General features: G+C 71.1%; 18 protein-coding genes. 10 read left to right on the top strand and 8 right to left on the bottom strand.

Annotated elements, in window-relative coordinates:
* Positions 1–13 precede the first annotated feature (13 nt).
* The 4 genes from ACIPSA_RS04190 to ACIPSA_RS04175 all read right to left on the bottom strand — a co-directional run bounded on the left by ACIPSA_RS04190 (position 14) and on the right by ACIPSA_RS04175 (position 3,939).
* Positions 14–1,405 (bottom strand): NAD(P)/FAD-dependent oxidoreductase, encoded by a 1,392-nt coding sequence (locus ACIPSA_RS04190; protein WP_402628509.1) that lies wholly within the window; start codon positions 1,403–1,405, stop codon positions 14–16.
* Entirely contained in the window at positions 1,402–1,629 is a 228-nt protein-coding gene (locus ACIPSA_RS04185; RefSeq protein WP_402628508.1) for a ferredoxin, read from the bottom strand. The genes ACIPSA_RS04190 and ACIPSA_RS04185 overlap by 4 nt, the downstream gene beginning before the upstream one ends.
* A 317-nt stretch (positions 1,630–1,946) precedes the next feature.
* Entirely contained in the window at positions 1,947–2,882 is a 936-nt protein-coding gene (locus tag ACIPSA_RS04180) for a hypothetical protein (RefSeq protein ID WP_402628506.1), read from the bottom strand.
* Positions 2,883–3,015: 133 nt separating this feature from the next.
* Positions 3,016–3,939 carry an Lrp/AsnC ligand binding domain-containing protein gene (locus tag ACIPSA_RS04175; protein ID WP_402628504.1) on the bottom strand — a complete coding sequence of 308 codons (924 nt, stop codon included), beginning with the start codon at positions 3,937–3,939 and terminating at the stop codon, positions 3,016–3,018.
* A gap of 20 nt (positions 3,940–3,959) precedes the next feature.
* Here ACIPSA_RS04175 and ACIPSA_RS04170 point away from each other — a divergent pair, with 20 nt between their 5' ends.
* The gene (locus ACIPSA_RS04170; protein WP_402629474.1) at positions 3,960–5,399 is read left to right on the top strand and encodes a carboxylesterase/lipase family protein; all 1,440 of its coding nucleotides are present in this window, start codon (positions 3,960–3,962) and stop codon (positions 5,397–5,399) included.
* A gap of 76 nt (positions 5,400–5,475) precedes the next feature.
* Here the strand turns inward: ACIPSA_RS04170 and ACIPSA_RS04165 are convergent, their stop codons facing one another.
* Complete coding sequence (locus ACIPSA_RS04165; RefSeq protein ID WP_402628503.1) at positions 5,476–6,972, bottom strand: FAD-binding oxidoreductase; 1,497 nt, start codon at positions 6,970–6,972, stop codon at positions 5,476–5,478.
* 300 nt (positions 6,973–7,272) lie between these two features.
* On the opposite strand from ACIPSA_RS04165, the gene ACIPSA_RS04160 reads away from it, so the two are divergent.
* Entirely contained in the window at positions 7,273–7,926 is a 654-nt protein-coding gene (locus tag ACIPSA_RS04160) for a hypothetical protein (RefSeq protein ID WP_402628501.1), read from the top strand.
* Between the two features lie 181 nt (positions 7,927–8,107).
* Here the strand turns inward: ACIPSA_RS04160 and ACIPSA_RS04155 are convergent, their stop codons facing one another.
* Positions 8,108–8,692 carry a TerD family protein gene (locus ACIPSA_RS04155; protein WP_402628499.1) on the bottom strand — a complete coding sequence of 195 codons (585 nt, stop codon included), beginning with the start codon at positions 8,690–8,692 and terminating at the stop codon, positions 8,108–8,110.
* A gap of 667 nt (positions 8,693–9,359) precedes the next feature.
* On the opposite strand from ACIPSA_RS04155, the gene ACIPSA_RS04150 reads away from it, so the two are divergent.
* On the top strand, positions 9,360–10,118 hold the full coding sequence (locus ACIPSA_RS04150; RefSeq protein ID WP_402628498.1) for a DUF2637 domain-containing protein: 759 nt from the start codon (positions 9,360–9,362) through the stop codon (positions 10,116–10,118).
* 120 nt (positions 10,119–10,238) lie between these two features.
* Here the strand turns inward: ACIPSA_RS04150 and ACIPSA_RS04145 are convergent, their stop codons facing one another.
* A complete protein-coding gene (locus tag ACIPSA_RS04145) occupies positions 10,239–11,138 on the bottom strand; it encodes a MerR family transcriptional regulator (protein WP_402628496.1) in 900 nt (299 codons plus the stop codon).
* Between the two features lie 66 nt (positions 11,139–11,204).
* Here ACIPSA_RS04145 and ACIPSA_RS04140 point away from each other — a divergent pair, with 66 nt between their 5' ends.
* Positions 11,205–12,683 (top strand): alpha/beta hydrolase, encoded by a 1,479-nt coding sequence (locus tag ACIPSA_RS04140; protein WP_402628494.1) that lies wholly within the window; start codon positions 11,205–11,207, stop codon positions 12,681–12,683.
* A gap of 9 nt (positions 12,684–12,692) precedes the next feature.
* Here the strand turns inward: ACIPSA_RS04140 and ACIPSA_RS04135 are convergent, their stop codons facing one another.
* Positions 12,693–13,907, bottom strand: a complete 1,215-nt coding sequence (locus ACIPSA_RS04135) for an alpha/beta hydrolase family protein (protein ID WP_402628492.1) — start codon at positions 13,905–13,907, stop codon at positions 12,693–12,695.
* 157 nt (positions 13,908–14,064) lie between these two features.
* On the opposite strand from ACIPSA_RS04135, the gene ACIPSA_RS04130 reads away from it, so the two are divergent.
* From ACIPSA_RS04130 to obgE, 6 genes are all read left to right on the top strand, one after another.
* Positions 14,065–15,171: a hypothetical protein gene (locus tag ACIPSA_RS04130; RefSeq protein WP_402628490.1), complete on the top strand. Its 1,107-nt coding sequence runs from the start codon at positions 14,065–14,067 to the stop codon at positions 15,169–15,171.
* A 46-nt stretch (positions 15,172–15,217) separates the two neighbouring features.
* Positions 15,218–16,018 carry a TIGR03936 family radical SAM-associated protein gene (locus tag ACIPSA_RS04125; protein WP_402628488.1) on the top strand — a complete coding sequence of 267 codons (801 nt, stop codon included), beginning with the start codon at positions 15,218–15,220 and terminating at the stop codon, positions 16,016–16,018.
* Between the two features lie 262 nt (positions 16,019–16,280).
* Positions 16,281–20,339, top strand: coding sequence for a ribonuclease E/G (locus ACIPSA_RS04120; RefSeq protein ID WP_402628486.1), 4,059 nt, complete (start codon positions 16,281–16,283; stop codon positions 20,337–20,339).
* A gap of 195 nt (positions 20,340–20,534) precedes the next feature.
* Positions 20,535–20,855: a 50S ribosomal protein L21 gene (gene rplU / locus ACIPSA_RS04115; RefSeq protein ID WP_004931419.1), complete on the top strand. Its 321-nt coding sequence runs from the start codon at positions 20,535–20,537 to the stop codon at positions 20,853–20,855.
* Between the two features lie 14 nt (positions 20,856–20,869).
* The gene (gene rpmA / locus ACIPSA_RS04110; protein WP_010041940.1) at positions 20,870–21,124 is read left to right on the top strand and encodes a 50S ribosomal protein L27; all 255 of its coding nucleotides are present in this window, start codon (positions 20,870–20,872) and stop codon (positions 21,122–21,124) included.
* A gap of 131 nt (positions 21,125–21,255) precedes the next feature.
* A complete protein-coding gene (gene obgE / locus ACIPSA_RS04105) occupies positions 21,256–22,704 on the top strand; it encodes a GTPase ObgE (RefSeq protein ID WP_402628485.1) in 1,449 nt (482 codons plus the stop codon).
* The last annotated feature ends 46 nt before the right edge of the window (positions 22,705–22,750 follow it).

Below are 22,750 nucleotides of genomic sequence, written 5' to 3'. Positions count from 1 at the left end.
CTCGCTCTCCCTCCTACCGGTGGTACTGAGCGGCCGTGACCCGCCGCTCACCAGGGTCGTGACCGGTGACGACCACTGTGGCGCCCCGCGCGAGCAGGGTGGGGCCGGGGAAGTCGACGGGCACCGGTTTCATGTCGACTGGCTGGTCGGGCGTGGGGCAGGGCGGCGGGAAGGGCGCGGCCGTCTCGATCAGCTTCCGGTAGTGGTCCAGCCACTTCGCGTTGTTGAAGCTCACCGCCGCGGTGACGCGGCCCCGATAGCCGTACGCGGCGACGAAACGGCGGTCGGACACCGACCCTTGGGTGACGACCACCTCGTCGGCGAAGGTCGGCACGCCGACGGACTTGATGTTGGCGCCGAACTGGATCGACCAGAACACCGGGATGGACAGGTGCGGCCAGCGGTCCGCCTGGCCGCTGACCATGTTGTGCGCCGCGACCTCTGCCTGCTCCACGGCGTTGGCCCAGTGCTCCAGCGAGATGAGCCGGTACTCGTAGACCGGATTCGGGCAGCGCGCCACGTCCCCGGCGACGAAGATGTCGTCGGTGATCAGGCCGTCGAGGGTGAGGGCGCGGCAGCCCGTGTCGCAGGCGATTCCCCAGACACCCGCCGCCAGTCCCGAGCCCCGCAGCCACTCGGTGTTGCGGATGCCCCCGAGTGCCACCACCGCCACATCGGCGTCGATCGTGCTGCCGTCGTCGAAGTGGGCACGGCGGAAGTGCCCCTGCGCGTCGCCCTCCAGCCGGGTGACCTTGACGCCACACCGCAGGTCGACACCATGGGCGCGCTGCATGTCCGCCGCGATCTCACCGATCATGGCGCCGAGCGCTCCGACCAGTGGGGCCGGCGCGAGTTCGGCGACGGTCACCGGGATGTCCCGCTCCCGGCAGATGGAGGCGATCTCGGAGCCGGTGAATCCCGCACCGATGACCAGTACGCGGGAGGGTCCGGCGGCGAGGGCTCGTTGCAGGCTCTCGGCGTGCTCGCGGGTACGTACGACGAACACTCCGTCCAGGGCCGCCTCGCTCTCCACGAACCACGGCCGGGCCCGTACCCCGGTGGAGATCAGCACCCGGTCGAAGGGAACCTCGCGTCCGTCGGCGAGCCGGACGTGGTTGGTCGCGAGGTCCAGCCCGCTGGCCGGCACGCCCAGCAGCCACTCCGCATTGATGTCACGGCGTCGTGGCAGCGTGGTGTCCCCGGCGGACACCCACCCGGTCAGCACCTGCTTGGACAAGGGGGGTCGGTCGTAGGGCTCGCCCAGCTCGTCGCCGATCATGGTCAACGATCCGGTGAAGCCCTCGCCGCGCAGAGCCTCCGCGGCCCGCAGTCCCGCCAGTGACGCCCCTACGACCACGATGCGGCCATCGCGCTTGAACGCTCGCAAAGTGTCGGCACTGGTCATGACTTCGACGCCTCCGCCGGTACGCCCCGTCCCTCCAACTGGTCGACCAGGATCGCCTGGACCGGGCAGGCCGCCGCGGCGCGCAGCACCTGGTCGCGCTGGGCGTCGTCGGGCTTCGGGTCGTACATCAGGGCTTCCTCGCCGTGCATCCGGAATGCGTCCGGAGCCAGGAACGCGCACTGCGCATACCCTTCACATCGGGAAAGATCAACGACAACTCTCATCCCGACCTCCACAGGGACTGCAAGCTGCGGACCCGGAAGCCGGCGCTGCTCCGGCGCGCAAAGCGTGAGACAGGCTTCGCGAGACGGAATTCGGCCGTTGCCCACCCCTGTGAAGTGCGAGGGGGCGCACCGCGCTCGTCGGGTCTCCACAGAAAGAATTGACCGTCGCGAACAAGTTGCGAACAAGTCGCAAACAAGTTTGGGAAACAAGTCGCGAATAAGGCGACTGGCGTCCGTAAAACCGCCCGGAGAACCTGAACTTGTCGTCAAAAGCGTATCCCGCGCTCACATCGCCCGCACTCCGGCACCTGTAACCGTCATCCGGTCCGGTCCCGGACCGGGAGCGGGCTTCCGAGGCGGTGGGCCAGCGGCGGTTCCTGGGCCGCGACGGCGCCCGCGCTGATGCTGATCGCGACGGCGACGCAGACCACGATCAGCCACGACAGCATGATGAACACCGAGCCGAGGGGGCCGTACTCGGCGAGGGCGTGGTTGAGCGCACGCGGCAGGTACAACCGTGCGGTCACGGTCAGCGCGGTGAGGGCGACAGCCGTGATCGCCGCGCCGGGCAGCAGGGGTTTCCAGCCGATCAGGCCACCGAGCAGCAGGTGCTGGGTCCACCACCACAGACCCGTCAGACCCAGCAGTGTGACCGGGATCCCCAGCCAGGCCCCGACGCCGAACCCGTCGCGCATGGGGCCTTGCACCAGCAGTGCCCCCAGCCACAGTGCGAGCCAGGCCAGCCAGCGCCAGGGGGCGATTCTGGTCCCTGCCCGGGGAATCTCCCAGGCCCGTTTGCACAGCCGTTGCATCGCCCTGCTGACCGCGGTGGCCGAGAGCAGCACCATCAGTCCGCCCACCACGCCGGTCGCCTGCCGCAGACTGCCCGTCGTGGGAGTGAGCGCGTGTACGAGCTGGGCGTTCGCGGCACCGGTGACCCCGAAGACGGTACGTACGGAAGTGATGAGCTGGTGCCGTACCGGAGGGGGAGCGTACGCCCCGATCACGAAGAGCAGCGGGACCGCGGTCAGGAAGCACTGCGCCGCCAGGCGCGTGGCGGAGTCGAAGATGTTCACCGACACCATGCGGTCCACGAGGTGGGTGAGCACCGGAAACCGGGTCGCCGCCCGCGTGTGCGCGGACCGGGCGGAGGTGACCAGCCGATGTGCCCGTCCGGGCCGGCGGGCCGCGTCGGCGTCCCCGCGCCGCGAACGGAGCAGGCCCTCCGGCGGCACCCTCCCGGTACTGGGCATGACGTTGCCCCTTCCTATCCCCGGAGTGGGGGACTTGTCCCCAGAGTGGGGGACTCGGCGCTCCGCAGCACCTCAGGCATGTCTCCCCGTGGCCCCGGTTCCGACCCCGGTTCCGACCCCGGGACGGGCCGGCTCAGAGGCTGCCCGGACGGACCAGACCGGTCCGCTTGACTCCGGTCAGGATGGGGGTGACCTCGATGGTGGAGATGTGCTTGAGGGCGCCGATCGTGTCACTCAGGAAGAGGTAGAGCGCGTTCAGGTCGGCTGCCGCGACGGCCACGAGGAGGTTGGCCGGGCCGGTGGTGGCCGAGGTGAAACGGACCTGTGGGTGACGGCTGAGCTGCCGGCCCGTCTCCTCCAGCCCACCGGGTGCGACGGTGATCCACAGGAGTGCCTCGGCGCGGATGCCCAGCCGGGCGAGATCGACTTCGGTCGCGAGTCGGAGGACCTGACCGCCCACCAGTGCCTCCAGCCGGCGGCGGGCGGTGAGGGCGGTGGTGTCGGCGCGGCGGGCGAGGTCGGTGTAGGAGGCTCGCCCGTCCTCGACCAGCGCGGCGATCAACTGGTCGTCGACGGGGAGGAAGGCGGGGCGGGTGGGGGCCGCAGGCATGCCGGGCCGTAGGCCGGTCAGCTCGGCTTCCGAGAGCAGGCCGCCGCTCCAGTCGAAGGCGGCCGGGAAGACCCGCAGGAGAACGTGAGAGGTCCACGACTGGACCGCGGGGGTGGCGGGGAGGTCGCGCAGCAGCAGGTTGTTGCGTGCGTCCGGTCCGTCCAGGAACAGGATGGTGCAGATTTCGTCGCCGCCGCCGAGGACGTCCACCCAGACGGTGTCGGGGCGGCGGGCCAGGGTGGCGGCGATGGCGCTGATCCGGTTGGGCCGGCACCGGATGCGCAGGGCCAGCGGAATCAGATCGGGGAAGCACGCGGGGTTGCGCACGGCTGTGGCACGCAGCGTTCCGTCGTGGAACAGCGGTGCGGCACGGCGCACCACGGTGCGCTCCGAGATGCCCAGGACGTGGCCGACCGTGCGCCACGAGGCGCGCGGGGCGGCCAGCATCGCGGCCGCGATCCGGCTGTCTGTTTCATTCAGAGGACACGGACCGGGGCAAGGTCAGGGGGGTCGCGGAGGGTGAGGCGATCTCCTTCCGGGGAATCCCCTACGCTGCGTCGCCGGTCGGTGAACTGCGTTTCGCGCCGCCGCAGCCGCACCCCGGATGGCTGGGGGTGAGGGAGGCGGAGCAGGCCGGACCGGCTGTGCCGCAGGCGGCCTCCCGGCTGGAGCAGGTGATGGGCCACCGCACGCCGGACTGGAACGAGGACGGTTGCCTGACCGTCAACGTCTTCAGTCCGCTGCGGGCGCTCGATGGCGGGGCGCCCCGCCCGGTCCTGGTCTGGTGGCACGGGGGCGGCTTCACCAGCGGCTCCGGCGGATGGGACTGGTACGACGGGGGTCGTCTGGCGGCACTGGGCGACATGGTGGTGGTGACCGCGAACTACCGGGTGGGACCGCTGGGTTATCTGTACCTGCCGGAGATCGGTGCCGCCAACCTCGGCGCCCAGGACCAGGCCGCCGTGCTGCACTGGGTGCGGGACAACATCGCCTCGTTCGGCGGCGACCCGCGCAGCGTGACGGTCGGCGGGCAGTCGGCCGGAGCGTACTCGGCCCTGTCGCTGGCCCTCGATCCGCGGACAACGGGACTCGTCGACCGGGTGCTGCTGGAAAGCGGCCCCTTCGGCCTGCGGCCGCAGGACCCGCAGAACGCGGCCGAGAACGCCGAGGCGTACCTGCGGCTGCTCGGCGTGCCCGGTGCTGCCGACGCCGCAAAGGCCCTGCGGGCACTGCCCGTTGAGCAGCTGCTGGCCGCCTACGGCCGGCTCGCGGGGCGACTCGCGCGTCAGGGCAACGCCGCCCCGCCGATGTATCCGGTGCTCGGCGGCCCTGGTGTTCCCCGGGCCTGGCAGCGGGCACTCGCGGCCGGCGCCCTGGAGGGCAAGGCTCTGCTGATCGGCACCACCCGGGACGAGGCGACGGCCTTCTTCGCCTTCGACCCGCGCATCCAGAACCTCACCACCGCCGGCGCGCTGGACGTCCTGACCGGCCAGATAGGCGGACGGGCCCACGAGGTCTACCACCGGCAGGCCGCCCGGCTTCCGCAGGCGACGCCGGCGCAGATCTTCACCGCGGTGCAGACCGATGAGCTGTTCCGCGACGGCGCGCTGGAGATCGCCGACCACCACGCGGCCGGCGGCAATACGACTTACGTCTACCAGTTCGACTACCAGCCGGCCGAGGACGAGCACTCCCTGGGCGCCACCCACTGCGGCGAACTGCCTTTCCTCTTCAACACCTTCGACGCGTACCCGGACAGCCCGATGCTGGGCAGGCCCGCGGACGCCCAGCGCGCTCTGGGGCGCGCCTTCGCGAGCGCGGTCGCCGACTTCGTCACGACGGGATCGGTGCACGACTGGCTGCCGTACGCGCCCGCGACGGCCGCGCGCATCCGGCACTTCGCCTGAGCGGGCAGGCTTGTGCGCGACCGCGCGACCGACTGAGCCCCCCTCCCGGTCCCGGGAGGGGGGCTCAGCGGCTCGGTCAGCGGGACGCGGGCCGGACGCTCTGCTCGTACTGGAAGACGTTGTCGGGGTCGTACTTCGCCTTGATCTTGCGGAGCCGGTCGAAGTTGTCTGCCCAGTAGGCGGTTTCCCAGTCCTGCTGCGCGATGTTCGGCACGTTGACGTAGGCGCCGTTCACGTAGGGCCGCAGCGCCTGGCTGAACTCGGCGATCCAGGCCTGGCACTGCGAGGTGAGCGGGTCGCAGACGCCTGGCTGGTCCGAACGAGTCCCCCAGCCGACGCCCGGCTCGGAGTAGAAGAGCGCGTCGCGGTGCGGGAAGGCAGTGCCGCCACGGGGGCTCTTCCTGACGTTCCCGCCGAAAGCCTGGACGAAGAAGTTGCTGTCATCCGTCGGGGCCTTCTCGATGAACGTGCGGACCAGGCCGATCGCATCACCTGGGAACGGCTTTCTGGTGAACTGCGAGAAGAACTTCCAGTTCGCGGGTTCGAGCTTGCTCGGAATCTGGAAGTCCGTGTATACGTCGCCCCAGTTACCGACCTGAGTCATGACGTCGGGGCTGTCGATCGACAGGATCGGGTCCAGCAACTGCTTCGCCTCTTCCGGCGTTCCTTCGGCGAGCACCCCGAACAGGAGGATTTGGTTTCTGTGGATCTCGAGCTGGGTTCCGAGGCGGTCGTCGAGGAATGGTGCCGTACGCTGATACGCCTCGAAGATGGCAGCGAGGTCCTCGATGCCCGTCCACGTCGCCTGCAGATAAGCGACGCTCTTCAGCGGAGCCAGTTTGTAGGTCAGTGACGTGACGATCCCGAAGTTGCCGTTCCCTGCCCCACGGAGCGCCCAGAGCAGGTCCGAGTTGTTGCGCAGGTCCGCCTGGATCGCCTTGGCGCACTCGCCACCCGACGGGACGACGATCTCGGCCCCCACCAGGCTGTCGCAGGCCATGCCGAGCCAGCGGGTGAGGAAGCCGAATCCGCCGCCGAGCGTGGCACCGGACAGGCCTACGCTGCCCTCCGTTCCGGTGGTCACCGCGAAGTTCTGCTTGGCGAGCGTGGTCACGGCTTCCTGCTGGTTGAGCCCGGAGCCGACTGTCGCGATACGAGCGTTGCTGTCGATGTGGACCGACTTCAGCTCGCTGATGTCGATCACGAGGCCGTTGTCCACGTTCGACCAGCCCTCAAGGCTGTGGCGGCCGCTCCGCACCCGCACCGCGACGTCGTTCTGCCGCGCCCACGTCAGGGCGTTGACCACGTCCTGGGTGTTCTGGGCGAAGACGATGACCAGCGGATAGTGGGAGAAGAGCTGGTCCCAGCCGAGGCGGTCTTTCGTGTACCCAGGATCGTCGGGCCGGACGATGCGGCCGGTCAGCTCCGCCGGCGGGCATTTCCCGTGCTCGGGTCCTTCGACCGCGGCACTCGCGCCCGGGGCCTCTACAGCCGTAATGCCCGGGACGACGACAGCGCCGGCGCCGGCGGCTGCCGTCGCCTTGAGCAGTCCGCGACGGGAAAAGTCGTTCATGGTCCGTTTCCTCTCGACCGCCAGCCGGCGCGATTCGATCTTTTGTGATGATTTCCGCGAGGCGCACAGTAACAAGGGCGATCATGCCGGCGTTGTCCGACACGCTAATCAAGGAAAAGGCGACTCTTTGAGAGGTAATGCATGAGGAGGGGGCGCGAATTAGCCCGGCCGGGCCAAGGTCGGCATTCGAAAAGTGACTTCGCGGCGAGCCCGGGATTCCGGGTGCTGTCGGGCGATACTCGTAGAGGCGAAGTTGTGCCTGCATGCCAGAATAATCGAGAACGCAACAAAGGACCAGTGATGTCCCGGACGACTCCGACGGCCGCTCATCGCGGCGATCTGCGCGATGCCCGGTACGGAGAGATCCTCCTCATCTCCCCGGGTGAGGACGGCGGTCTGGAAGCCGCCGTCTACAACACCATCGGCCTCAACGACTGCCCTGTCGAGCAGTGGAGAGCCCTGGACGCCCAGTCCCTGGCCCGGCAGTTCGGGGTGCCGGCGGTCTATCTCAACGGCCCCCGCTTCTGGCTGTTCGACGAGCTTCGCGCATTCGACGTCGGCGAGACCGCCAGGTTCGGTGACATCGAGGCCAGACGGGTCGCCAAGGTGCGCATCCCCGCGGGAATCGACCTGGCGCACGGCACCGGGAAGAAGTCCTATGCCGACGTCGTGGTGGAGCGGGACACCGAGTACCGGTACCTGGCCGGCAGGCCCGTGCACAGCCTGCTCACCCCGGACGGCAGGACCTACGTCATGCAGGCCTACTCCCACATCGTGGACGACGGCCAGACGATGGATTCCCTCGCCCGCCTCGGCGAGCGGCTGGACCTCCCCCAGGGATGGCGATACCAGGTCGACACGCCCGGCAAGGACCTGCTCATGCGACCGGTGGCCGGAGAGGCGCACGTCGTGCAGGACGAACTCGAAAACACCTACATGCTCCTCGCGACGTGAGCGGGCGGCAGAGCGGTATCTGATCCCGAGTCAGGAGCGGTCTTGACCCCGGTGCCGACTTGAGGGACCCGCTGTGAACGGCCACCGCACCCGGTCGTCAGGGTGGTCCCGGCCGGTGGGCCCTGTGTGCGTCCGGCTGTGCGCACAGGGCCCTGCCGTGACCGACGTGGGCTGCCGGGTGCTACTTGCTGATGGCGAAGCGCATCAGGGCGTGTTCGTCGCCCTGCTTGATCTTCCCCGTCGTGTTGATCACTTCGAGCTTCCAACTGTCGCCGACGCGTACGGCCTTCGCCACGGCGCAGCCGTTGTCCTGGGTGAGCAGGCTCGGCCAGATGTCGGCGACCTGCTGGGAGCTGCCCCCGGTGGCGTCGTACACCTTGAAGCTGATGTTGCGGGCCTTCTGGAAGGAGCTCCCCTTCTTGAAGGCGGCGGCGATGAACACGATCGTCGTGATCTGGTTCGGTATCCGCGCGAACTCGACCGTCACGGTCTCGTCGTCGCCTTCCCCGCGCCCGGTCTGGTTGTCACCGCTGTGCACCAGGGACCCGTTGCCCATGGGGTCGAGGGAGTCGAGCCCCGCCAGACGCACCGGGTCCCTGCCCTGCATGGCGACGGCGATCAGGTCGAGGTCGGTGCCGGTCTTGCGGCGGAGCGCACCCATCACACCGCCGCTGCTGCCGGCGGTGGGATCCCAGGACACCCCGATGGACAGGTGGGTCACTCCGTCCAGATCCGCCGGGCCGTCTTCCTTCGTGAGCGTGATCATGCGTGATTCATCCTCTTGATGACGGGACAGCAACAGCCAAAGTGTGCCTGGAACTTCCGGCGCCACGACGCGGTGATTGCTGGTTAGAGCCGTTTTGTTACGGCGTCGCCGACACGGCCGGAGCGGCGCCGCCCGTGGCGCCCCCCGTAGCACCGGCCGTTCGGGCCGGGCTCGCGCACCCTCGCCGACGGCGGTCCGGAGCGGCTCGTACGGGACCACGGCCGTACGGGACCACGACCTTGATCAGAGTAGGGTAAGCAGACTGGTAATGCCAGGCTCCTTTCCCTTCATACCCTTTAATTCAAACCCTTCTCCCGTAAATGTTGTCATCGACGGCCAGGGTGACCCTTCCGGGTGATGCGATTCCCCGAATGCCGGATACCCGACCGCCGGATGCGCTCGTTAAGTGAGCGTGACAGGGAGAGAGGGGTGCGGAACCATGGGTCAGCCGTCGTATGTCATGGGCCACACGCTGACGGGCAGTGATGGGGATCTTGGTCACTGCTCGGATCTACTGGATGATTTTCTGGACAAGATCAGGAATTTGGAAAGTGAATATATGAAGGTGATGCGGGAGCAGTATTGCGGACCCGGTGCCGTCCCCGTGTCGCCCGGACCCCGTGCTCTGGACGGAACGTTCTGAACGACGGCGCGGGAGGGTTTTAGAATGGACAGGAATTATGATGAAAGTGGTTTCTACGATCTTCAGTACGCCCTGAGGGACGGCCACGACACGCTGCGCCAGCCGTCCTACGAAACGGTTTCCTTCCCGACGCCGCAGCCCTGGGACAACGCCGCGCGGCCGGACATCACGCCGAACGGCTGGGACCTGGACGAAGAGCTGGCCCAGATGCTGTCCACCGCATCCGGCCGGGAACCCGCGCAGGCCCCGCTGGGCCGACAGCACCGCAGGAACAGCCGACGGCGACTCCGGGCGGATTCCCATTACCTCGACGGCGGCCAGCGGGTCACCTACGTCACGATCCTGATCGCGGCGATCGTGGTGTGCGCGGCATGCATGCTGGGATGGTCCATCGCCTACTCCTACGGCCAGCTGCACGGCATCGCCGCGTCCGTGCTGCCCGCGAAATTGGCGCGTTGGTGGCCGCTCATGGTCTACGGGCCGTGGTTCGTGGCGGGTCTGTCCATCTTGCGGGCGACCGTTCAGCGCCGGAGCACACGGCGGTCCTGGTCCGTCCTGCTGGCGGCCTCGGCCATGGCGGTGGCGTTGTCCGTCAGCCAGTCCTCGCGTTCCCTCCTGGCGGTCGTGATGGTCGGACTTCCGCCGATCACCGCCCTGGTGTGTTTCTGGGAACTCGTCGGCCAGGTCTCGTCCCGCTGCCGGCCACGGCATGCGCGCACGCTCGGCGGAGTGCCGAGCCGTGAGGGCCCCACCACGCCCGTGAACTCCCGTGAACGCCCGTGAAGCGGACCGGCCGCTGACTCGACGAGCGTGGACGAACCTCTCAGTCCTCTCCCCTCCGGGAGAGGACTGAGCCATGTGCTGAGCCATGTGCTGAGCCATGTGCGCCGAGGATCGTGCGGTTCAGCCCGCAGCCGTGCTTGCGCTCAGTGCCTCGCGCAGCCAGAGGTCCGCCGCGCCGAGCGTCAGTTCGGGCGTCAGCTCCCCTGCCAGTTGCCAGTAACGGGCCATCACCGGGTGGTCCGCCGCGGCCAGGCGGACGGTGAGGGCGCGGCGGAAGGCGGGGTCGTCCCGGGTGCCCGAGGCGCGGGCGTGGGCGGCCGCGTAGCAGTCCAGGGCCTCGCCCGGGCCGGGGGCGCGGCCGGCCCGCACAGCGACTTCCACCAGTTGGTAGGCCTCGTACAGACCGTCGTAGAGCAGGTCCGGGTGCTCGGGGACGGCGGGCCGGTGGGACGCGAGGCAGTGGTCGGTGGCGTCCGTCACCAGCGCGTGCAGGCGGGCGAAGACGAGGACCTGGTCCGGGGTCGGGTCGGCGGGCGGCTGCGGCACGGCCGCCTCGGTGACCGAGGAGCGCAGGCGGGCGGAGAGTCGCACCGGCAGCAGGCGGCGCCAGTAGTGCGCGAGCGCGGACGTGCTGGGCGGGACGCTGACCGCGCCTATCAGGTCCAGGCGTTCCGCCAGCCGATCCGGGGTGCCCTCGTGCAGGGCCCGCAGCGCGGCCTCCCGCCAGCGCAGGGCGGCGAGTTCGGTGCCGAGGTCGTCCAGCCGACGTGCCACCACGGCCTCCAGGGAGTCCCCGGAGTCGAGCACGCGCCCGATCTCGGGAACGGGGACGCCGAGGGAGCGCAGCGAACGGATCGTGCGCAGCCGGGTCAGCGCCTCGGGTCCGTAACGGCGGTGGCCGCCGCCGCTTCGGCCGGCTTCGGGCAGCAGGCCCTGGTCGGAGTAGAAGCGGACGGTCTTGACCGTGGTCCTCGCCCGTGCGGCGAGCTCACCGATGCTCAGGGTGCCGTCTGCGGACAACAGTTGAACCTCCCTCAGGGGGAGTTCCTAGGTTACCCGGGACGAACTCACCCACTGGAGGTGCTGATGTCCGTGTTCATCCTGGTCTCCGGCCCGTTCACCGACGGACGGATCTGGAGCGAGGTGGCCGGCCCGCTGCGGGAGTCCGGTGCCGAGGCGCACCCCGTGTCGCTGAGCCGGGAGCCCGGGGCCGATCTGGAGACGCATGTCGAGGACGTGGTCCGGACGATCGACTCCCTCGCCGCGCCCGAGGTGGTGCTGGTCGGCCACGACTACGCCATCCACCCGGTGCTGGGCGCGGCCGACCGCCGTCCGGAGCGGGTCGCCCGCATCGTGTACCTGGACGCCGGGCTGCCGCAGGACGGCGACTCGGCGCTGGCCCTGGTGCCCGACCCGGCGGTCCACGAACGGCTGCGCGCGGACGGCGACCCCGGGCCGGTCCCGGTGCCGCAGCCGGAGGAGTGGCAGCGGTGGGGCAGCACGGAGGGGCTGTCGGCGGAGCGGCTGCGGCTGCTGAGCAGCCTGTCCGCCCCGCAGCCGCCGCGCACGCTGACGCGGCCGCTGTGGCTGACGGGCGCCGCGGAGGCCGTGCCGACCAGCGGAATCCTGTGCACGGTGGGCGGGACGAACATCGAGACGGTCGAGGCGCTGGTGCGCTACGGTCCGCCGCAGTTCCGGAAGCTGGCCGATCCGCGCGTGGGCTTCTTCGAACTGGCCACCGGCCACTGGCCGATGCTCTCCCGCCCGGAGGAGCTGGCCGAGGTGCTGCTCCGCGCGGCGGCGGGGGAGGGGCGACGGCTGACCCTGCCCGAGTGCGAGCCGCCGTCCGCGCAGCCCTTCCTGCTCGACGTACCGGAGCTGCCGCGGGTGCGGAACGGGCGCCTGGACCTGCACCTGCCGCAGCGGGCGGCGGGGCCGAGGCCGGCCGTGCTGTTCGTGCACGGCGGTCCGGTGCCGCGCGACGCCGACCCCGGACCGCGCGACTCGCCGTTCTTCCTCGGGTACGCCCGTCACGCGGCGAGCCTGGGGGTGGTGGGTGCCGTCGTGGAGCACCGCCTGTACGGCATCACCGAGTACGCGCGGGCCGCGGACGACGTGGCCGGGGCCGTGGAACTGCTGCGGGCCGACCCCCGGGTGGATCCGGACCGGATCGCCCTGTGGTTCTTCTCCGGCGGGGGACTGCTCGCCGCGGACTGGTTCGCCGCCCGGCCCGCGTGGCTGCGCTGCCTCGCCCTCAACTACCCGGTCCTGGCGCCGCTTCCGGGCTGGGGTGCGGTCGACGAGCGGTTCAGCCCGGTCGGCGCGCTCCCGGCCGACGGCGGGACACTGCCGCCCCTCGTGCTCACCCGCGCGGGTCTGGAGACGCCGCAGATAGCCGCCACGGTCGAGAGGTTCGTGAACGCGGCGGAGGAGGCGAAGGCCCCGATGGAGATCATCGACGTGCCGCACGGCGTCCACGGCTTCGAGATCTACAACCGGACGGACGAGTCCCGCGAGGCCGTGACCCGGGCCGTGCGCACGGTGCTCGGCCACCTCGGGAGCTGACAACAGGCCCTAGGGGTGCTGGACCGAGGCGAGGCGGGCGTCCAGCCAGTCGAACACACGCTGCTCGAACACGGCACGGCCCAGCGGCTCGCAGTGCAGGTGCGCGCCCTCCTCCTCGGTGAAGCGGACCAGGTGCTTCGGACCGGGGAGCGCGTCGTACAGGCGCTGCGACGCCCCCGGCCAGAACTGCTCGCCGTCCGGGTCGGTGATCAGCAGCGGGGTGGTGATCCGTCCGACGACCGGCGTGACGTCGTACGCGGAGACCTCGGTGAGCAGGTCGAAGGGCGAGTCGATGCCGTACGGCTTGGCCCGTCGGCGCCATATCGCGGCCAGTTCCGGGTCCCCGTCCAGGGCCTCCGTCATGACGCGGTCGAAGGCCGCGCGGTCGCCGGACTCCCACAGGGCGCGCAGGTCCCCGCCGAGGTTGTGCCACCAGCCGTCCGCGACGCTGACGACGCCGGGGTCGGCGACCGCGGCGGCGATCCGGTGCTCGAACGCGAGTGCGCGGGGAACCCAGTAGCCGGCCTGGCTGACGCCGGCCAGCACGATCCGCCGGGGGTCGACGTCGCCGCGTTCGAGGAGGAAGTCCACGATCGGGGTGATGACGTGCTCCCAGTCGGGCCGGAAGGTCACCCCGCGATCGAACAGCATCGACTGCTGGCCGGGCCCGTCGAAGAGCAGAGCCCGGTACTCGCGGGCCACCGCCGGGGCCCCGAGCAGCGTCCAGGCGCTGCTGATCGGGCCGTCGCTGCCGTTGTTGACGATCAGCGTGGGCAGCGGTCCGAGATCGCCGGGCGGGCCGACGAGGTACCCGGGCAGCCACCCCGTCTCGTACGGGATCGAGACCCGCTCCGCGGGCGGGTCACAGGCCTGCAGGAACCGGTCGAAGCAGTCGCGGTGCGCCGTGAACACCTCGCGCAGCCGCGCCTCGGCGTCCGCGAGCGCGTCGACGGCCACGAGGGCGGTGCCGTAGTACCCGGCCGCCCTCAGGTAGGCGTCCCGGGCGCTGACCGTACGCTCCTCGGCCGCGCTCCTGTCGGCCTGTTCCCGGACTCTGCGGGCCAGTCCGGTCCAGGCCGCGAACCAGGTCTCCCCGTCGCCGTCCGCCACGGCGGAGGCGGTGGCCAGTACCTCGCCGACGTCGGCGCCCCGCCGCCACGCCGAGCCCAGGGCGAGCAGGATCTCGTAGTTGAACTGCTCGTTCTTGCTGAACCGGTGGGTCATGGCTGCTCCCGCTACGCCGAACGGACGCCCCCTGGAAGGCCCGGACCACCTCTCCCACCGTATGAGTCCGCTCCGCGGGACGCACCCGGGACGGCACCGTGGGCCGTGAAGCAGCGCTGCTGGATCCGGACAGGGGGGTTGACGCGTCTACCTGGGCATGGAGTTCGAAAAGACGCCCGAGAACCGGGCTGTACGACCGCGTGAGGAACCCGAGGGGTGCCTGGTCGTCGCGCTCCGCATTCCGCTGCGGATCGTCGTGTTCGTGCTGGTCGTGCCCGTGCGGATGGCGTGGGACGCGCTCGTCGTGGCGGGGCGGTTTCTGACCGGCACCGTGCTGCGTCCGCTCGGGCGGGCGCTGCTGTGGATCGGCCGGGCCGTCCTCGTATGGCCGTTCGTGGCGCTGTGGCGGTACCTCGTCGTACCCGTCGCGAAGGCGCTCGGATGGCTCGGGCACGTGCTCGTGGTCGTGCCGCTCGGTTGGCTGTACCGGTACGTGCTGACCCCCGTCGGGCACGGCATCGCCTGGGTCGTGCGCGGGATCGGGGCCGGTCTGGAGTGGCTGTACGCGCGCGTGCTCGCGCCGGTCGGGCACGGCATCGCCTGGCTGCTGAAAGGCATCGGGATCGTGCTCGCCGCCGTCGGGGCGGGCACGTACACCGCCGTCGCCTGGCTGGTGCGGTACCTGCTCGTCGTACCCGCGAAGTGGCTGTACGAGTGGGTCCTCGCACCCGTCGGACGGGCGCTGGCATGGCTCGTGAGCGCCGTCGTCACCGGAATCGGCGCCGTCCTGTACTGGACGGCACGCGTCCTCCTCGTCCTGCCCGCCCTCGCCCTGTGGCGCTGGGTGCTCGTGCCCGTCGGCCGGGTCCTCGCCGTCGTGGCGCGGGAGATCGGGGAGGCGCTCGGGCACGCCTGGCGGGTCGCCGGGCGGGTCTCGCTCGCCGTCGGGCGGTTCCTCGGGACCCTCTTCCGGTGGATGTTCGTGGAGCCGGTGCGGTGGGTGTACCGGACCGTCCTCACGCCGGTCGGGCACGTCGTCCGGGACGTCGTGCTGCGGCCCGCGGCCGAGGCCGCGCGTGCCGTGGGGCAGGCCACCCGGCAGGCCCTGGCCTCCGCGCGCGAGACCGTACGGCAGGCACGGGCCGACGTCCGGCGGATGCTGTTCGGGGAACCCCGGCGACCGGAGGAGGTGGCCCGGCGGGAACCCACGGGCCGTGAGACACGTACTCTTGGTAGCAGTACGACCGCTCTCATGAAGGACTAGGACACTGGGCAAGCGACAGCCCGAAGGCCCGCCGCCCGCACCCACAGTGCAGCGCATCCGACTGCGCTACACCAAGCGCGGCCGCCTCCGGTTCACCAGCCACCGTGACTTCCAGCGCGCCTTCGAGCGTGCGCTGCGCCGTGCCGAGGTGCCTATGGCGTACTCGGCGGGGTTCACGCCGCATCCGAAGGTGTCGTACGCCAATGCCGCACCCACCGGCACGGGCAGTGAGGCGGAGTACCTGGAAATCGGGCTCGCCGCGGTCCGCGACCCGGAGACGCTGCGTGTCCTCCTCGACGAGTCGATGCCCGCCGGGCTCGACATCGTCGACGCGGTCGAGGCGCGGACGTCGGGACTCGCCGACCGGCTGACGGCTTCCGTGTGGGAGCTGCGGCTGGACGGCGTCGACCCGGCCGACGCCGAGCGCGCGGTTGAGGCCTTCACCAAGGCCGAGACCGTCGAAGTGCAGCGCACGACCAAGAACGGCGTCCGTACTTTCGACGCCCGTTCCGCCGTCGTGAGCCTGGAGAGCCTGCGGAATGAGGAAAAGCACAGTTCGCAGGCTGATAGGCCGACCGACCAGCCCTGTGCGATACTGCGGCTGGTTGTTCGGCACGTGACGCCTGCCGTACGACCCGACGACGTCCTGTCCGGTCTCCGCGCCGTGGCCGACCTGGCGCCGCCGGTCCCCGCAGCGGTGACCAGGCTGGCGCAGGGGCTGTTCGATGAAGAGACCGGCACGGTGACCGACCCGCTCGCGCCCGACCGCGAGGCAGCAGCGACCGAGCCACACCCGGCCGCCGCGACTGCCGCCGCGACGGCGCCGGTGCCGGAAGGTTCCGCGTAGGGACGGGCGTCGAAGCGCCGCCCTCGTACTCGGGAGCCACCTGGGTCGGGCAGCGCACCGACCAGAAGACTTTCGCCAGGCCGTACGCGACATGGCGTACGGAACCGACGAGACAGGACACGGAAAGCTCCCGTGTGGCGCCCGCGCCCCGGACGGCGGCCATCGCGCATCGCGCGGGCCGCGGACGTCAACGGCGGTCGATCGACCCGATCGACGCCGGACCAGGCGCGGCGCCCGGGAGCCCGACGGGAGAAACGCCCGCATGCTCGAACCGACCGAATCCGCAGAGTCCTTGACGGGCTCCGAACTGAACACCCCCAGCGACACCCTGCCGCCGCGGAGGCGGCGTCGTGCCGCGTCCCGCCCGGCGGGCCCGCCCGCCGAGGCCGAGGCCACGACCGAGGTCACCGTGCCGGCCATACCGGCCGGGGAGACTGCCGACGTCGCGGAGGCCGAGGCCGAGGCCGTCGAGGCGCCTGCCGTCGTCGAAGAGGCCGCGCCTGTTGCTCGTACGCGTCGTCGTGCGGCGCGTCGTGCGTCCGCTCCCGCCGGTGCGCCCGCGTCCGCGGAGGCGGCCGAGACCGAGGCCGAGGCTGAGGTTCTAGAGGCGCCTGCCGTGGTTGAGGAGGCCGCGCCTGTTGCTCGTACGCGTCGTCGTGCGACGCGTCGTGCGTCGGCGCCTGCCGGTGCGCCGGTGTCTGCCGAGGTGGCCGAGACGGTCGTTCCGGTTGTCGAGGCCGAGGCCGAGGCCGAGGCCGAGGTCGTCGAGGCGCCTGCCGTCGTCGAAGAGGCCGTGCCTGTTGCTCGTACGCGTCGTCGTGCGACCCGTCGTGCGTCCGCTCCCGCCGGTGCGCCCGCGTCCGCCGAGGCCGTGGAGGCCGTCGAAGCGGCGGAGACCGCCCCTGTCGCGGAAGTCGCCGAGGCTCCCGCCGAGGTCACCACCGAGGAGGCCGCGTCGCGTCGCGTCCGTCGCCGGGCCACGCGCCGTGTGTCCGCGCCCGCCGGTGCGCCCGCTGCCGAGGAGGCCGAGCAGCCCGAGGCCGCCCAGCCCGCGGCGGTCGTCGCCGCCGAGGCCCAGGCCGCCGCGCCCGTGACGGTTCCCGCTGTCGAAGCGGCCGCCGAAGAGGGCGCCCCGCGTCGTAGCCGGCGCCGGGTCGTGCGGCAGGCCGCGTCCGGGTTCTCCGAGCCCGCGCCGCAGGCCGGCCAGCCCGCCGCCGAGGAGACCCCGGAGGCCGAGTCCCGGCGTCCGTCGCGCCCCGCCGTGGCCGTGTTCCAGGCGCCCGTGTTCACCGAGCCGATGTTCCAGACGCCGCAGCGGGCCGCCGCCGAAGCCGCCGCCGAGGCGGCAGGGGCCGAGGAGCCCGTGGAGGCCGTGGAGTCCGAGGAGTTCCCGGAGGAGCAGGCCGGAGCGCGCCGCCGTCGCCGCCGCCGGGGTGCCGGCTACGGCGAGGAGGCCGAGGCCGTCGTGACCCCCGCCGAGGCCGAGGCCGAGGAGGCTGAGCAGGCCGAAGACGCCGAGGAGCCGGAGGAGTCGGTCGAGGACTTCGCCGAGGGCGAGGAGGCCGAGGAGAGCGGTGCGCGTCGTCGCCGTCGCCGTGGCGGCCGTCGCCGTCGCCGTGGCGAGGCCGCCGACGGCGAGGGCGCGGACGCCGAGTCCGAGGAACTCGCCGCCGAGCAGGCCGAGCAGGACACCGAGGACACCGCCGAGCAGGAGGAAGAGGACGCCGAGGAGGCCCACGACGAGGAGGCCGGCGGTACCGCAGGCAGCCGCCGTCGTCGCCGTCGTCGCCGTCGCGCCGGTGACACCTCCACCGACGCCGAGCCCGGCGAGGGCGACCCGGAGCGCACGGTCGTCAAGGTCCGCGAGCCCCGCAAGCCCACCGAGCCGTCCGACGAGGTGCAGTCCATCAAGGGCTCGACCCGTCTGGAGGCCAAGAAGCAGCGCCGCCGGGAAGGCCGTGAGCAGGGGCGCCGCCGCGTTCCGATCATCACCGAGGCCGAGTTCCTGGCCCGCCGCGAGGCCGTCGAGCGCGTGATGGTCGTCCGCCAGAACGGCGACCGTACGCAGATCGGCGTCCTGGAGGACGGCGTGCTCGTCGAGCACTACGTCAACAAGGAGCAGTCGACCTCGTACGTCGGCAACGTCTACCTGGGCAAGGTCCAGAACGTGCTGCCGTCGATGGAGGCCGCCTTCATCGACATCGGCAAGGGCCGCAACGCGGTCCTCTACGCCGGTGAGGTCAACTTCGAGGCGCTGGGCATGGCGAACGGCCCGCGTCGCATCGAGTCCGCCCTGAAGTCCGGTCAGTCCGTGCTCGTCCAGGTGACGAAGGACCCGATCGGCCACAAGGGCGCCCGCCTGACCAGCCAGGTCTCCCTCCCGGGCCGCTACCTCGTGTACGTCCCCGAGGGCTCCATGACCGGCATCAGCCGCAAGCTGCCCGACACCGAGCGCGCCCGGCTGAAGACCATCCTCAAGAAGATCGTCCCCGAGGACGCGGGCGTCATCGTGCGCACCGCCGCCGAGGGCGCGAGCGAGGACGAGCTGCGCCGGGACGTCGAGCGGCTGCAGTCGCAGTGGGAGGACATCCAGAAGAAGTCGAAGAACGGCGGCAGCTCAAGTGCGCCGTCGCTGCTGTACGGCGAGCCGGACATGACCGTCCGGGTCGTCCGCGACATCTTCAACGAGGACTTCTCCAAGGTCGTCGTCAGCGGTGACGAGGCCTGGGAGACCGTCCACGGGTACGTCTCCCACGTCGCGCCCGACCTGGCCGACCGGCTGTCCAAGTGGACCTCCGAGGTCGACGCCTTCGCGACGTACCGGATCGACGAGCAGCTCGCCAAGGCGCTGGACCGCAAGGTCTGGCTGCCCAGCGGCGGTTCGCTGGTGATCGACCGGACCGAGGCGATGGTCGTCGTCGACGTCAACACCGGCAAGTTCACCGGCCAGGGCGGCAACCTGGAGGAGACGGTCACCAGGAACAACCTGGAGGCGGCCGAGGAGATCGTGCGTCAGCTGCGGCTGCGTGACCTCGGCGGCATCATCGTCATCGACTTCATCGACATGGTGCTGGAGTCCAACCGGGACCTGGTGCTGCGGCGCCTGTTGGAGTGCCTGGGCCGGGACCGTACGAAGCACCAGGTCGCCGAGGTGACCTCGCTGGGCCTGGTCCAGATGACCCGCAAGCGGGTCGGGCAGGGGCTGCTGGAGTCCTTCTCCGAGACCTGCGTCCACTGCAACGGCCGTGGCGTGATCGTCCACATGGAGCAGCCGGCCTCTGTCGGGGGCGGCGGCAAGCGCAAGAAGCGCGGCCGTGGCGGCGACGGGCACGTGCACGAGCACGAGACCGTCGTCACGGAGGCCGTCGAGACCGCCGAGCAGGAGGCCGAGAACGAGGCGGAGGTCGTGGCCGAGGTCGCGACGCCTGTCGCGCTGCCCGCGCCCGACTTCGCGCCGGACGAGGAGCTGTACAGCAGCATCGCCGAGGCGGAGGCCGCGGCCACCCGCGGCCGTAGCCGCCGCCGGGCGAGCCGCCGGGCCTCGGCTCCGGCCGGCGCGCCCAGGAGGCAGCCGAAGGCGGAGGCCGTGAGCGGCGAGGCCGTCACGGCGGACGCCGGGGCGGAGGTCGCGGAGGTGCCCACCGCCCAGGCCGTCCCGGCCGCGGCGGAGGCCGCGCTTCCGGTGCAGCCGGAGCCGGCCGCCGAGGCGCTCGCCGAGCCCGCCGCCGTCGAGGACGCGGTGGTCGCCGCGGCACCGGCCGAGGAGGCCGCGCCCAAGGGCCGTACGCGCCGTCGTGCGACCCGGAAGGTGTCCGCGCCGGCCGGTTCCCCCGCGAGTGCCGAGGCGGCCGTGGTGACGGTCGCCGAGACCGCGCCCGTGGCCGAGGCTCCGGTGGCTCCGGTGGAGCAGGCCGAGGCTCCGGCCCCGGCCGAGGAGGCGCCCGTCGAGAGCGCCGCTCCGGCCCGCCCGCGCCGCCGTGCGGTGCGCAAGGCCACCGCGCCCACCGCGTCCGAGGAGGCGGCCGTCGTGGTCGTCCCGGCGGCCGCGGCGGACGAGGCCCCTGTTGCCGAAGGGCCGGCCGAGGCGACGGCTGAGGAGTCGGCCGAGGCGACGGCTCCGGCCAAGAAGGCGGCCCGTGCGACCGCCAAGAAGGCCACGGCGAAGAAGGCCGCCACCAAGAAGACCGCTGCGGCCAAGAAGACGGTCGCCGCCAAGAAGACGACGGCCAAGAAGGCGGCGAAGACCGCCAAGACGGCCGCCGCAGCCAAGTCGACGGCGAAGAAGACCACGGTCTCCGCCGCCGCCGACGACGAGAGCTGATACGAGGTAAGGGGCCCGGCCCGGTTTGACCCCTTCGGCCGGGCCCCGTAACCTTGACCGTCGGCGTGTCCACTGCACACGCCACATCCCCGTAAACCTCTTCCTCCAGAGCACTGGGTGTTCCGGAGAGGCCGCCCGCGTGCCGGGTGGCTGGACTGCGGGGGTGCCGTTCCCGAGCGAGAGAGTGAGATCCGCGTGTACGCCATCGTGCGCAGCGGTGGTCGCCAGCACAAGGTTGCTGTCGGCGACATCGTTGAGGTTGACAAGATTTCCACTGCCAAGGTTGGCGACACGGTCGAGCTCTCGACCCTGCTCGTTGTCGACGGCGACGCTGTGACCAGCGACCCGTGGGTGCTGGCCGGCATCAAGGTCCAGGCCGAGGTCGTGGACCACCACAAGGGCCAGAAGATCGACATTCTGCGCTACAAGAACAAGACCGGCTACCGCCGTCGTCAGGGCCACCGCCAGCAGTACACGGCGATCAAGGTCACTGAGATCCCCGCGGCTGCGAAGTAAGGGACTGAGGAGACATGGCACACAAGAAGGGCGCATCGTCCACCCGGAACGGTCGCGACTCCAATGCCCAGCGGCTCGGCGTGAAGCGCTTCGGCGGTCAGGTCGTCAACGCGGGTGAGATCCTGGTCCGCCAGCGTGGCACCCACTTCCACCCGGGCGCCGGTGTCGGCCGTGGCGGCGACGACACGCTGTTCGCCCTGCAGGCCGGTTCGGTGCAGTTCGGCACCCACCGTGGCCGCAAGGTCGTGAACATCGTTCCGGTTGCCTGAGTCAGTTCCTGATTCACGGCTTGACCGAACGTTTCGCGAGGCGGACCTCACTTCCCTTTCGGGAAGGCGGGTCCGCCTTTCGCGTGTTAACCAAGTAGTACCCGTACATCTGTCTCTGGAGGCACCCCACCATGACCACCTTCGTGGACCGCGTCGAACTGCATGTCGCCGCGGGTAACGGAGGTCACGGCTGTGCCTCCGTCCACCGTGAGAAGTTCAAGCCGCTCGGCGGACCCGACGGCGGCAACGGCGGGCGCGGCGGCGACGTGATCCTGACCGTCGACCAGTCGGTCACCACGCTGCTCGACTACCACCACTCCCCGCACCGCAAGGCCACCAACGGCAAGCCCGGCGAGGGCGGCAACCGCTCCGGCAAGGACGGCCAGGACCTGGTGCTTCCGGTGCCGGACGGCACGGTCGTCCTCGACAAGGCGGGCAACGTGCTCGCCGACCTTGTGGGGCACGGCACGTCGTACGTCGCCGCGCAGGGCGGCCGGGGCGGCCTCGGCAACGCGGCGCTGGCGAGCGCCCGCCGCAAGGCCCCCGGCTTCGCACTGCTGGGCGTGCCCGGTGACCTGCAGGACATCGTCCTGGAGCTGAAGACGGTCGCCGACGTGGCGCTGGTCGGCTACCCGAGCGCGGGCAAGTCCTCGCTGATCTCGGTGCTGAGCGCGGCCAAGCCGAAGATCGCGGACTACCCGTTCACGACCCTCGTGCCGAACCTGGGCGTCGTGACCGCGGGCGCGACCGTGTACACCATCGCCGACGTGCCGGGACTGATCCCGGGCGCCAGCCAGGGCAAGGGCCTGGGCCTGGAGTTCCTGCGGCACGTGGAGCGGTGCAGCGTACTGGTGCACGTGCTGGACACGGCGACCCTGGAGTCCGACCGCGACCCGGTCTCCGACCTCGACATCATCGAGGAGGAGCTGAAGCAGTACGGCGGCCTCGACAACCGTCCCCGGATCGTCGTCCTGAACAAGGTCGACGTGCCGGACGGCAAGGACCTGGCCGAGATGGTGCGGCCCGACCTGGAGGCGCGCGGCTACCGCGTGTTCGAGGTGTCGGCGGTGGCCCACATCGGTCTGCGGGAGCTGACGTACGGGCTCGGCGAACTGGTCGGCAAGGCGCGGGCCGCGAGGCCGAAGGAGGAGGCGACGCGGATCGTCATCCGGCCCAAGGCCGTGGACGACGCGGGCTTCACGGTCACGCGCGAGGAGGTCGACGGCGAGCTGCTGTTCCGGGTGCGCGGCGAGAAGCCGGAGCGCTGGGTCCGCCAGACCGACTTCAACAACGACGAGGCCGTCGGCTACCTCGCCGACCGCCTCAACCGCCTCGGTGTCGAGGAGAAGTTGATGAAGGCGGGCGCCCGCTCCGGCGACGGCGTCGCCATCGGCCCCGAGGAGAACGCGGTCGTCTTCGACTGGGAGCCGTCGGTCATGGCCGGCGCGGAGATGCTCGGCCGGCGCGGCGAGGACCACCGGCTCGAGGAGCAGCGGCCCGCGGCGCAGCGCCGCCGGGACCGGGAGGCCGAGCGGGACGAGGCCTTCCGGGAGTTCAACGACTTCGATCCGTTCGAATGAGGCGCACGGAGCTGGGCTGACCGCCTGGGGGCTGCCGCCCCCAGGC

Source organism: Streptomyces sp. NPDC086549, from assembly GCF_044746205.1.
Taxonomy (GTDB): Bacteria; Actinomycetota; Actinomycetes; order Streptomycetales; family Streptomycetaceae; genus Streptomyces.
This window is presented reverse-complemented; position numbering and strand designations above follow the sequence as displayed.

Excerpts from the sequence above, each read along its gene's own strand:
- ACIPSA_RS04190 (WP_402628509.1), bottom strand. The coding sequence starts at position 1,405 with ATGACCAGTGCCGACACTTTGCGAGCGTTCAAGCGCGATGGCCGCATC.
- ACIPSA_RS04185 (WP_402628508.1), bottom strand. The coding sequence starts at position 1,629 with ATGAGAGTTGTCGTTGATCTTTCCCGATGTGAAGGGTATGCGCAGTGC.
- ACIPSA_RS04180 (WP_402628506.1), bottom strand. The coding sequence starts at position 2,882 with ATGCCCAGTACCGGGAGGGTGCCGCCGGAGGGCCTGCTCCGTTCGCGG.
- ACIPSA_RS04175 (WP_402628504.1), bottom strand. The coding sequence starts at position 3,939 with ATGCTGGCCGCCCCGCGCGCCTCGTGGCGCACGGTCGGCCACGTCCTG.
- ACIPSA_RS04165 (WP_402628503.1), bottom strand. The coding sequence starts at position 6,972 with ATGAACGACTTTTCCCGTCGCGGACTGCTCAAGGCGACGGCAGCCGCC.
- ACIPSA_RS04160 (WP_402628501.1), top strand. The coding sequence starts at position 7,273 with ATGTCCCGGACGACTCCGACGGCCGCTCATCGCGGCGATCTGCGCGAT.
- ACIPSA_RS04155 (WP_402628499.1), bottom strand. The coding sequence starts at position 8,692 with ATGATCACGCTCACGAAGGAAGACGGCCCGGCGGATCTGGACGGAGTG.
- ACIPSA_RS04150 (WP_402628498.1), top strand. The coding sequence starts at position 9,360 with ATGGACAGGAATTATGATGAAAGTGGTTTCTACGATCTTCAGTACGCC.
- ACIPSA_RS04140 (WP_402628494.1), top strand. The coding sequence starts at position 11,205 with ATGTCCGTGTTCATCCTGGTCTCCGGCCCGTTCACCGACGGACGGATC.
- ACIPSA_RS04135 (WP_402628492.1), bottom strand. The coding sequence starts at position 13,907 with ATGACCCACCGGTTCAGCAAGAACGAGCAGTTCAACTACGAGATCCTG.
- ACIPSA_RS04130 (WP_402628490.1), top strand. The coding sequence starts at position 14,065 with ATGGAGTTCGAAAAGACGCCCGAGAACCGGGCTGTACGACCGCGTGAG.
- ACIPSA_RS04120 (WP_402628486.1), top strand. The coding sequence starts at position 16,281 with ATGCTCGAACCGACCGAATCCGCAGAGTCCTTGACGGGCTCCGAACTG.
- rpmA (WP_010041940.1), top strand. The coding sequence starts at position 20,870 with ATGGCACACAAGAAGGGCGCATCGTCCACCCGGAACGGTCGCGACTCC.
- obgE (WP_402628485.1), top strand. The coding sequence starts at position 21,256 with ATGACCACCTTCGTGGACCGCGTCGAACTGCATGTCGCCGCGGGTAAC.